Here is a 9,955-nt window from a genome sequence, read left to right on the forward strand (position 1 = left end):
CGCCCCTGAAGCGTATCACGGCACCAGCTTGTAGCCACCGGCTTCCGTGACCAGGATCTCCGGGTTGGCGGCGTCCTTCTCGATCTTCTGGCGGAGGCGGTAGATGTGGGTTTCCAGCGTGTGGGTGGTGACGCCGGAATTGTAGCCCCAGACCTCCTGGAGCAGGGTCTCGCGCGACACCGGCATCTGGCCGGCGCGGTAGAGGAAGCGGAGGATGGCGGTTTCCTTCTCCGTCAGCCGGACCTTGCGCGCATTGGCGGCGGTCAGCATCTTGGAGCCGGGCCGGAAGCTGTAGGGGCCGACCGAGAACACCGCATCCTCGCTGGCCTCGTGCTGGCGGAGCTGGGCGCGGATGCGGGCCAGCAGCACGGCGAAGCGGAAGGGTTTTGCGACGTAGTCGTTGGCGCCGGATTCCAGGCCCAAAATCGTGTCGGAATCGGTGTCATGCCCGGTCAGCATGATGATGGGGGCCTTGAAGCCGCCCTTGCGTAAGGAGCGGACCACCTCGCGGCCATCGGTGTCGGGCAGGCCGACATCCATCAGGACGAGATCGGGGGAATTGGCCTTTGCGGCGCTCGCGCCCTTGGCGCCGGTATCGACGGCGGAGGCTTCGAATTCTTCGTGCAGCGATAATTGCTCCACCAACGTATCGCGCAGATCGGTATCGTCATCCACGATCAGGATCTTGCGGGCATTGGCCATAGGGTATCATCCTTTTGGGGTCCGGCTCTGCGCGCATGCATGCCGCGCCCAGCCGCGAGGGGAAGTTTAGGGGTCGCCGTTATTATTGTTGTTCGTGTTGAAGTAGTGGGCTGTTACCGATTCACAAGCCAGAAGCACTCTAACCTAGAATAGCAGGGCATCTTGATGAATGTCCTGTAATGAATGCGACATCGCACGGTCACATGAAAAACAACGTTGCTTCAGCTACTTACACCAAGACCGGAAGCTCCGGACCGCTTCGAACGATCCGCGTTAAGCCTGCCGCCGGTAATCCGCGCCGGGGCTGGCTGACCGCCGGAGCGCTGACGATTCCGGTGGCGCTGGGGCGGGGCGGTATTCTCGCCAACAAGCGCGAGGGCGACGGCGGCACGCCCAGGGGCAGCTTCCGGCCGCGGCGACTGTGGTGGCGGGGCGACCGGCACAGCCGGCCGCAGACCTTCCTGCCGGCGCGGATCATCACCGGCGAGGATGCCTGGTGCGAGGATCCCCGGGATCGTCATTACAACCAGGGAATCCGGCTCGGCGAGGGGCAGGGCGGTGACCGGCTCAAGCGGGCCGACCATCTCTATGACTTCATCATCGAAATCGACCACAACACGCGCCCGCGTATCGCCGGTCGCGGCAGCGCGGTGTTCCTGCATCTGGCCCGCGACAATTTCGGCCCGACCGCGGGCTGCGTCTCCATGACCAAATCCGCGATGCTGCAATTGCTGCGGCGGCTTGGTCCACGAACAAGAATCATCATCGGGTGAAGGCACATGCTCGAGAAGGATCAGATCGCCGCCGCATCGCGCATTCTCGTTCAACACTGGCGTGACGGCACCAAGCTCGACGCGCTGGAGAGACATCTGCGGCCGCAGACCCGCGCCGAGGGCTACGCCGTTCAGGCCGCGCTCGAGGCGCAATCGCCCGGAAAACTGTTCGGCTGGAAGATCGCGGCAACGAGCTTGTCCGGACAGAAGCACATCAATGTCACGGGACCGCTGGCCGGGCGCATCATGAGCGACACATTGATTGCCGACGGCGGCACCGCGTCGATGAAGGGCAACGCAATGCGCGTCGGCGAGCCGGAATTTTGCTTCCGCATGGGACGCGATCTGGCGCCGCGCGCGGCGCCGTTTGCCGTCGACGAGGTGCTGGCCGCCGCCGACAGCCTGCATCCCGCGATCGAGATTCCGGATTCGCGCTTCGCCGATTTCGCCGGCGCCGGCGAGGCGCAGCTCATCGCCGACAATGCCTGCGCGCATCTGTTCGTGCTGGGCGCAGCGACGCCTGCGAACTGGCGTGCGATGGATCTCGTCGCGGAACGGCCGCAGATCACGCTGCGCGGCGAGCGCTATATCGGCCACGGCAAGAACGTGCTCGGCGATCCCCGCGTTGCGCTCGCCTGGCTCGCCAACGAACTGCGCGGGCACGGCATCACCTTGCGGGCAGGGGAGGTGGTGACCACAGGCACATGCCATCCGCCGCTGCCGATCCAGGCCGGCGATCACCTGGCAGTGGATTTCGGCGTGTTGGGGAAGGCGTCAGTGGGGTTTGCGTAGACGGCGCACACGCTGCTGTCATTGCGAGCCCATCTCTCTCCACGCGTCATTGCGAGCGCAGCGAAGCAATCCAGAATCTTTCCACGGAGGAACTCTGGATTGCTTCGCTACGCTCGCAATGACGAATTTGAGAGCTTGTATGGCTCCCGGCCCTCGCTCACGGCAATCACCGATGCCCGAAGATCGCGCTGCCCACGCGCACATGCGTGGCACCTAGCATGATGGCGGTGGCGAAATCCGCGCTCATGCCCATCGAGAGATTGTTCAATCCATTGCGCGCGGCGATCTTGGCGGTCAGCGCGAAATGCGCCGCCGGCGGCTCGTCGACCGGCGGGATGCACATCAGTCCGGAGATCGTCAGCCCATAGGTGTCACGGCAGCTTGCGAGGAAAGCATCGGCCTCGCCGGGCGCCACGCCGGCCTTCTGCGGTTCCTCGCCGGTGTTGATCTGGACGAAGAGCTGCGGATGTTTCTTCTGGGATTCGATTTCCTTGGCTAACGCCTGGCAAATGCTCGGGCGGTCAACCGAATGGATGGCGTCGAACAGCGCGACCGCCTCTTTTGCCTTGTTGGATTGCAGCGGCCCGATCAGATGCAGCGCGATATCGGGGTAAACGGACGTTAACGCCGGCCACTTGCCTTTGGCCTCCTGCACCCGATTCTCGCCAAACACGCGCTGTCCGGCGGCGATGACCGGGGTAATTGCATCCGCGTCGAAGGTCTTGGACACCGCGATCAGCGTGACCGAGGCGCGATCGCGCCGCGCGTCCTTGCAGGCGCGCGCGATTTCGGCTTCGACCGCGGCGAGCGCGTTTGGTGAATGGCCGGTTACCGGCGCGGCGTTGGCTTCTGTCATGACATCGATTGGCTGTGGTCGTAACCGAGGTAAGTCCAATTTTACCGAGTTCAAGAAAGAGTTTTTGAACCCTTCGCTTTACCTTGGCCCATGGGGTGGGCAGCGAAGATGGCAAACGTCAGTTTCAACCGTAAGCGAGCAAAACTCAAGCAGGTCCTGGGAATCCGGGCGCGGCTTGCGTTGCTCGCTGTGATTCTGGTGGCGCCCTTGATGCTCGAGCGCATCCGTTCGCTCGAAGACACGCGCAGGAGCCAGATCGCGCAGGCCGCGGCCGAGTTCAACATCGTCGCAAGGCACAGCGCCGATGCGCAGCGCGAGGTGATCTCGTCGGTCGAGACCATCCTGAAATCGGAAGCCTTCATCCGCGCCTCCGTCGGCGGCATCAGCAAGAGCTGCGACGTGCTGCGCGCGAGCCTGCCGTCGAACCTTCCATGGATTCGCACGCTTTTGATCGCCGGTCAGGACGGACGCATCCAGTGTGCCACCAACAACATGTATGTTGGCCTCGACCTCAGTGACCGGCCTTACTTCCAGCAGGCCCAGGAAACCGGCCGCTTCGTGCTGAGCGATTTCATCCTGTCGCGGCCCGTGCAGACGCCGACTGTCATGGCGGTGTACCCGGTATCCGCGTTCAGCGGCGTGTCCGATGCCGTGGTGCTCGCCACCGTCAACCTCGACTGGATGTCGAAGGTCATGAGCAATCTCGGCGGCCGCGCCGGCATCACTGCCGTGCTGGTCGACAGCGCCGGCACCGTGCTGGCCGCACCGGCCGACCAGCACAGCGTAGTGGGTCGTCCGCTCGACAACATGCCGCTGATGTCGGCAATCGCCGACAGGGCGCTGCGGTCGGACCAGGACGAGGGCTCGCTGTCTTTCCTCGCCGCCGACGGCTCCCGCCGCGCGGTCAGCTACATCCGCATCGCCGGCACCAACGCCCGGCTGATCGCCAGCATCGACGAGGACAAGGTGTCCGCGGCGGTGAGCCGCGACATCCGCACCGCTTATCTGCAGCTCGCGTTCGTCGTCGTATTCGTCCTGCTCGGCGCGCTGATCGCCGCCGAAAAACTCGTGATCAAGCCGATCGAGATGCTCGCCGACATGGCCAAGCGGCTCGGCGAGGGCGATCTGTCGGCGCGCGCGGCGCGCAATCGCCTGCCGGCCGAATTCGTGCCGCTGGCCCGCGCATTCAACGCGATGGCCGCACAACTGAGCCAGCGCGAGCGCGAGCTGATCGCGAGCAACGACCGCCTGACGGTGATGGCCTCGATCGACATGCTGTCGGGGCTCGCCAACCGCCGCGGCTTCCAGAGCCGGCTCGACTTCGAATGGATGCGCGCGCAGCAGTATGGCAGCGACCTCGCGCTGCTGATGATCGACGTCGACCACTTCAAGCTCTTCAACGACACCTACGGCCATCTCGAGGGCGATTCCTGCCTGACCAGGCTCGGCGAGTCGCTGTCCGGCATCGCCGCCGACACGATGGGCTTCGCGGCGCGCTACGGCGGCGAGGAATTCTGCCTGTTGCTGCCGAACACCGACGTGAATCGCGCCGTGGAGATCGGCGAGCTGGTGCGTGCGGCCGTGCTGAAGCTCTGCCTGCCGCACATCACGTCCGCCCACATGATCGTCACCGTCTCGATCGGCGTTGCCGCAACGAGGCCCAACGAGGCCTTGCGCCCCGGCGACCTGATCGAAGCCGCCGACGCCGCGCTCTACGCCGCCAAGCACCGCGGCCGCAACAAGGTCGTCGAGCACGGCGTGCAGGCGATCGAGACCGGCGCGGCTGGTATGATGATGGCGGGCTGACGGCCGCTGGCCCGCGGCCTCGGTGCGATCGAGGTCGTCTCCCGTCCCCACGCGATCTCACCACGGGCGGCAAGTTCGGCGCCTGGCAGCCACGGGTATCGAGGTCTTGGCCAGCCGCGTCCTCGCATTGGCCCCTTGATCACCCCCAACGGCGCCCTCGGTATTTGCGCGGGCGGACAGCAGCCCTGCCCCTTGCGGCAACCCGTTGACCCCACGGCTGCTTTTGTGGCCTAGTCCGCCGTCTTCAGGACGGCCGAACCCACGAAAAAACCAACGATTCCATGACCTCCGAACGCTATAACGCCCGCGATTCCGAACCGCGCTGGCAAGCCACCTGGGACGAAAAGGCGATCTTCGTCTCCCGGAACGATGATTCGCGGCCGAAATACTATGTGCTCGAGATGTTCCCCTACCCGTCCGGGCGCATCCATATCGGCCATGTCCGGAACTACACGCTCGGCGACGTGCTGGCCCGCTTCATGCGCGCCAAGGGGTTCAACGTGCTGCACCCGATGGGCTGGGACGCCTTCGGCCTGCCGGCCGAGAACGCCGCAATCGAGCGCAAGGTCGCCCCCAAGGCCTGGACCTACGACAACATCGCCGCGATGAAGAAGCAGCTCCGCTCGATCGGGCTGTCGCTGGACTGGAGCCGCGAGATCGCGACCTGCGATCCCTCCTACTACAAGCACCAGCAGAAGATGTTCCTGGACTTCCTGCGTGCGGGCCTTGCCGAGCGCGAGAAGCGCAAGGTGAACTGGGACCCCGTCGACATGACCGTGCTCGCCAACGAGCAGGTGATCGACGGCAAAGGCTGGCGTTCCGGTGCCGTCGTCGAGCAGCGGGAAATGAACCAGTGGGTCTTCAAGATCACGAAGTACTCGCAGGAGCTCTTGTCCGCGCTGGATACGCTCGACCGCTGGCCCGACAAGGTGCGGCTGATGCAGCGCAACTGGATCGGCCGCTCCGAGGGTCTCCTGGTGCGCTTCGCGCTGGATCAGGCGACGACGCCGGCCGGCGAGAGCGAGCTGAAGATTTTCACCACGCGCCCCGACACGCTGTTCGGCGCGAAGTTCATGGCGATCTCGGCGGATCACCCGCTGGCGACGGCCGCCGCCGCGAAGAACCCTGAGCTCGCGGAGTTCATCGCCGAGATCAAGAAGATCGGCACCGCGCAGGAGATCATCGACACCGCGGAGAAGCAGGGTTTCGACACCGGCATCCGCGCGATCCATCCGTTCGATCCGAGCTGGAAGCTGCCGGTCTATGTCGCCAACTTCGTGCTGATGGAATACGGCACCGGCGCGATCTTCGGCTGCCCCGCGCACGACCAGCGCGACCTCGACTTCGTCAACAAGTACAGCCTCGGCAACACGCCGGTGGTGTGTCCCGAAGGCCAGGATCCGAAATCGTTCGTCATCACCGACACCGCCTATGACGGTGACGGCCGCATGATCAATTCGCGCTTCCTCGACGGCATGACCATCGAGCAGGCCAAGGACGAGGTTGCAAAACGCCTCGAAAACGAGCTGCGCGGCAACGCGCCGGTCGGCGAGCGTCAGGTGAATTTTCGCCTGCGCGACTGGGGCATTTCGCGCCAGCGTTACTGGGGCTGCCCGATCCCCGTCATCCATTGCCCGACATGCGATGTGGTGCCGGTGCCGGATGCCGACCTGCCGGTGAAGCTGCCTGACGATGCGACCTTCGACAAGCCGGGCAACGCGCTCGACCATCATCCGACCTGGAAGCACGTCACCTGCCCCAAATGCGGGGCCAAGGCTCAGCGCGAAACCGACACCATGGACACCTTCGTGGATTCGTCCTGGTACTTTGCGCGCTTCACCGATCCCTGGAACGAGAACGCGCCGACGACGCCCGCGGTCGCCAACCGGATGCTGCCGATCGACCAGTATATCGGCGGCGTCGAGCACGCGATCCTGCATCTGCTCTACAGCCGCTTCTTCACCCGCGCGATGAAGGCGACCGGGCACGTTGCGCTCGACGAGCCGTTCGCCGGCATGTTCACGCAAGGCATGGTAGTGCACGAGACCTACCAGAAGGCCGACGGCTCCTATGTGCAGCCGGCCGAGGTCAAGATCGAACTCGGCGGCAACGGGCGCCGCGCGACCCTGCTGACGACGGGCGAAGACATCCAGATCGGCGCGATCGAGAAGATGTCGAAGTCGAAGAAGAACACCGTCGACCCCGACGACATCATCGAGACCTACGGCGCCGACGTCGCGCGCTGGTTCATGCTGTCGGACTCCCCGCCCGACCGCGACGTGATCTGGAGCGACGAGCGCGTCCAGGGCGCCTCACGCTTCGTGCAGCGGCTGTGGCGGCTGGTGAACGATTCCGTCGAACTCGGCAAGGCCGCGCCGGCGGCCCGGCCGGCCTCGTTCGGGGCGGATGCGACCGCCTTGCGCAAGGCCGCCCATGGCGCACTGGACAAGGTCACCATCGGGATCGAGCGGCTGCACTTCAACGTCTGCCTCGCCCATATCCGCGAATTCGCCAACGCCCTGTCCGAGGTACTCCAGCGCCCCGGCCAGCCGGCGGCTGACCTCGCCTGGTCGATCCGGGAAGCCAGCCAGATCCTGGTTCAGCTGTTCTCCCCGATGATGCCGCATCTGGCCGAGGAGTGCTGGCAGGTGCTGGGCCAGACGGGGCTGGTTTCGGAGGCCAATTGGCCGCAAATCGAACGCGATTTGCTGGTTGAAGACAGCGTGACCCTGGTGGTGCAGGTCAACGGCAAGAAGCGGGGTGAGGTCACAGTTGCAACAGCGGCCCAGAATCCGGAAATCGAGGCTGCCGTTTTGGCCCTCGATGCGGTAAAACTGGCCCTGGACGGCAAGCCCGTCCGCAAGGTGATCATCGTCCCCAAGAGGATCGTGAATGTTGTCGGCTAGGATCCGTATCGCAGCCCGCTTGCTGGCGGTGGCCGCTCTGGCGGCGCTGACAGCCGGTTGCTTCCAGCCGATGTATGCCGAGCGTACCGACGGCACCCCCGGGCTGCGCGAGAAGCTGATGGGGGTCGAACTCCCGCCGATCAACAAGATCAATGCCTCGCGCGAGGCCCGTGTCGGCGTCGAAGTCCGCAATGCCCTCGCCTTCAAGCTCTACGGCACGGCAACGGGAATGCCGCCGACCCACCGCCTGGATATCCGTTTCGCCTCCAGCCGGTCATCCCTGATCGTCGATCCCAATACCGGTCTGCCGAGCAGCGAAAACTACGGCATCGACTGCCAGTACAACCTGATCGAGGTCGCGACCGGCAAGTCGGTGATGACCGGCACCACGTTCTCGCGCGTGTCCTATGACATGCCCGGCTCCTATCAGCGCTTCTCCCGGAACCGCGCGGTGCGCGATGCGGAGGATCGTGCCGCCAACGAGATCGCCGAGAACATCAATACCCGGCTCGCCGCATTCTTCACCGCGGGCACCTGATTCAATTCCGTCATTCCGGGGCATGCGAAGCATGAACCCGGAATCTCGATCCCCAATCTCCGGATTCTCCGGTGCGCAATTGCGCACCGTAGTTCGCCTCTGACGAGGCGCCCCGGAATGACAATTAGGCCCGATGGTCGCGCTGCGCGGAAAAGAGATCGACGCCTTCCTAGCCCGCCCCGATGCGGGCCGGCCGATCATCCTGCTCTACGGTCCCGACGCTGGCCTCGTCCGTGAACGCGCCGATGCGTTGATCGCCTCCGCCGTCGACGATCCCAACGATCCGTTCTCGTTTGTGAAGCTCGACGGCGACGAACTCTCCGCCGAGCCGTCGCGTCTCGTCGACGAAGCCATGACGGTGCCGCTGTTCGGCGGCCGCCGCGCCATCCGGGTGCGCGCCGGCTCGCGCAGCTTTGCCAGCGGCATCGACACGCTGGCCGAGATGAGCGTGAAGGATTGCCGCATCGTGATCGAGGCCGGCGAGCTGCGGCCGGAGTCGCCGCTGCGCAAGGTTTGCGAGCGCGCCAAGACGGCCGTTGCGATCGGCTGCTATCCCGACACCGAGCGCGACCTCGCCAAGCTGATGGACGACGAGCTCCGCATCGCGAATTTGCGCATCGCGCAGGATGCCCGCGCAGCGCTGATGTCGTTCCTCGGCGGCGACCGCCAGGCCTCGCGCAACGAGCTGCGCAAGCTGACGCTCTATGCACATGGCAAAGGCGAGATCACGCTGGAAGACGTGATGGCGGTGGTCGCCGATGCTTCCGAGCTGAAGCTCGATCCGATCGTCGACGGCGCGTTCGCCGGCCGGCCCGACATCGTCGAGACCGAATTCGCCAAAGCCATGATCGCCGGCACCTATCCCGGCGTGATCATCTCGGCCGCGCAGCGCCAGGCCGCGTGGCTGCACAAATCCGCGCTTGCGATCGCCGACGGCACGCCGGCTTCCGCCGTGCTCGACGGCGGCTTTCCGCGGTTGCATTTTTCACGAAAGCCTATGGTCGAAACGGCGCTGCGCAATTTCAGCGTGGCGCGGCTCGCCGCCATCATCGAGCAGCTCGCGACCGCCGCGCTCGACACCCGCAAGCAATCCACCCTCGCCGCCGCCATCGCCCAGCGCACGCTGATGGCGATCGCCGCGAACGCGAAGCGGCGCGGCTAGGCCCGCACTCTCTCAACGTCATTGCGAGGAAAGTGCATGGTCCTCATCCTGAGGAGCGCGCTCTTGCGCGCGTCTCGAAGGATGAAGGCCCGGGCCCTCGCCCTTCGAGACGCCGCTTCGCGGCTCCTCAGAGCCTGACTCAAAAAGCGTAGACGTTTTCAGGGTCTGGCCAAGCGGCGAGTTAAGAGCCTCAGATGGGCGGCGAGCAACCAGGCTAGCTCGGTGGCGGCAGAGGCTTCGAAGTCTTTGGAGAGGCGACGACATCTGCCGAACCATGCAAAGGTACGCTCGACGACCCAGCGCCTGGGCAGGAGCTGGAAGCCTTTGACCCCGAGCGGTCGCTCGACGATCTCGATCGTCCATGGTCCGCAGTTGGAGAGAGCGTTGACGAGCTGTTTGCCGCGATAAATCCGATCGGCA

At 65.0% G+C, this 9,955-nt stretch carries 9 protein-coding genes; 6 read left to right on the plus strand and 3 right to left on the minus strand.

Features of this window, described 5'->3' with window-relative positions:
* Positions 1 to 15: 15 nt before the first annotated feature.
* Positions 16 to 702 carry a response regulator transcription factor gene (locus E4K65_RS39060; protein ID WP_008142830.1) on the minus strand — a complete coding sequence of 229 codons (687 nt, stop codon included), beginning with the start codon at positions 700 to 702 and terminating at the stop codon, positions 16 to 18.
* Between the two features lie 203 nt (positions 703 to 905).
* Here E4K65_RS39060 and E4K65_RS39065 point away from each other — a divergent pair, with 203 nt between their 5' ends.
* A complete protein-coding gene (locus tag E4K65_RS39065; protein ID WP_167771505.1) occupies positions 906 to 1,475 on the plus strand; it encodes a L,D-transpeptidase family protein in 570 nt (189 codons plus the stop codon).
* A 6-nt stretch (positions 1,476 to 1,481) separates the two neighbouring features.
* Complete coding sequence (locus tag E4K65_RS39070; protein ID WP_135178629.1) at positions 1,482 to 2,267, plus strand: 2-keto-4-pentenoate hydratase; 786 nt, start codon at positions 1,482 to 1,484, stop codon at positions 2,265 to 2,267.
* A gap of 166 nt (positions 2,268 to 2,433) precedes the next feature.
* Here the strand turns inward: E4K65_RS39070 and E4K65_RS39080 are convergent, their stop codons facing one another.
* Entirely contained in the window at positions 2,434 to 3,123 is a 690-nt protein-coding gene (locus E4K65_RS39080; protein ID WP_027543801.1) for a YggS family pyridoxal phosphate-dependent enzyme, read from the minus strand.
* A 108-nt stretch (positions 3,124 to 3,231) separates the two neighbouring features.
* Here E4K65_RS39080 and E4K65_RS39085 point away from each other — a divergent pair, with 108 nt between their 5' ends.
* The 4 genes from E4K65_RS39085 (at position 3,232) to holA (ending at position 9,535) form a co-directional block, all read left to right on the plus strand.
* Complete coding sequence (locus E4K65_RS39085) at positions 3,232 to 4,929, plus strand: diguanylate cyclase domain-containing protein (RefSeq protein ID WP_167771506.1); 1,698 nt, start codon at positions 3,232 to 3,234, stop codon at positions 4,927 to 4,929.
* A gap of 281 nt (positions 4,930 to 5,210) precedes the next feature.
* Complete coding sequence (leuS, locus tag E4K65_RS39090) at positions 5,211 to 7,835, plus strand: leucine--tRNA ligase (RefSeq protein WP_135178632.1); 2,625 nt, start codon at positions 5,211 to 5,213, stop codon at positions 7,833 to 7,835.
* A complete protein-coding gene (lptE, locus tag E4K65_RS39095; protein ID WP_135178633.1) occupies positions 7,822 to 8,373 on the plus strand; it encodes an LPS assembly lipoprotein LptE in 552 nt (183 codons plus the stop codon). The genes leuS and lptE overlap by 14 nt, the downstream gene beginning before the upstream one ends.
* 133 nt (positions 8,374 to 8,506) lie before the next feature.
* A complete protein-coding gene (gene holA / locus E4K65_RS39100) occupies positions 8,507 to 9,535 on the plus strand; it encodes a DNA polymerase III subunit delta (protein WP_135178634.1) in 1,029 nt (342 codons plus the stop codon).
* Between the two features lie 158 nt (positions 9,536 to 9,693).
* Here holA and E4K65_RS39105 read toward each other — a convergent pair.
* The coding region (locus E4K65_RS39105) for a transposase (protein ID WP_167771091.1) at positions 9,694 to 9,955 on the minus strand (262 nt) is incomplete at its 5' end.

It is taken from the genome of Bradyrhizobium niftali, assembly GCF_004571025.1.
In the GTDB taxonomy this organism is placed as follows: domain Bacteria; phylum Pseudomonadota; class Alphaproteobacteria; order Rhizobiales; family Xanthobacteraceae; genus Bradyrhizobium; species Bradyrhizobium niftali.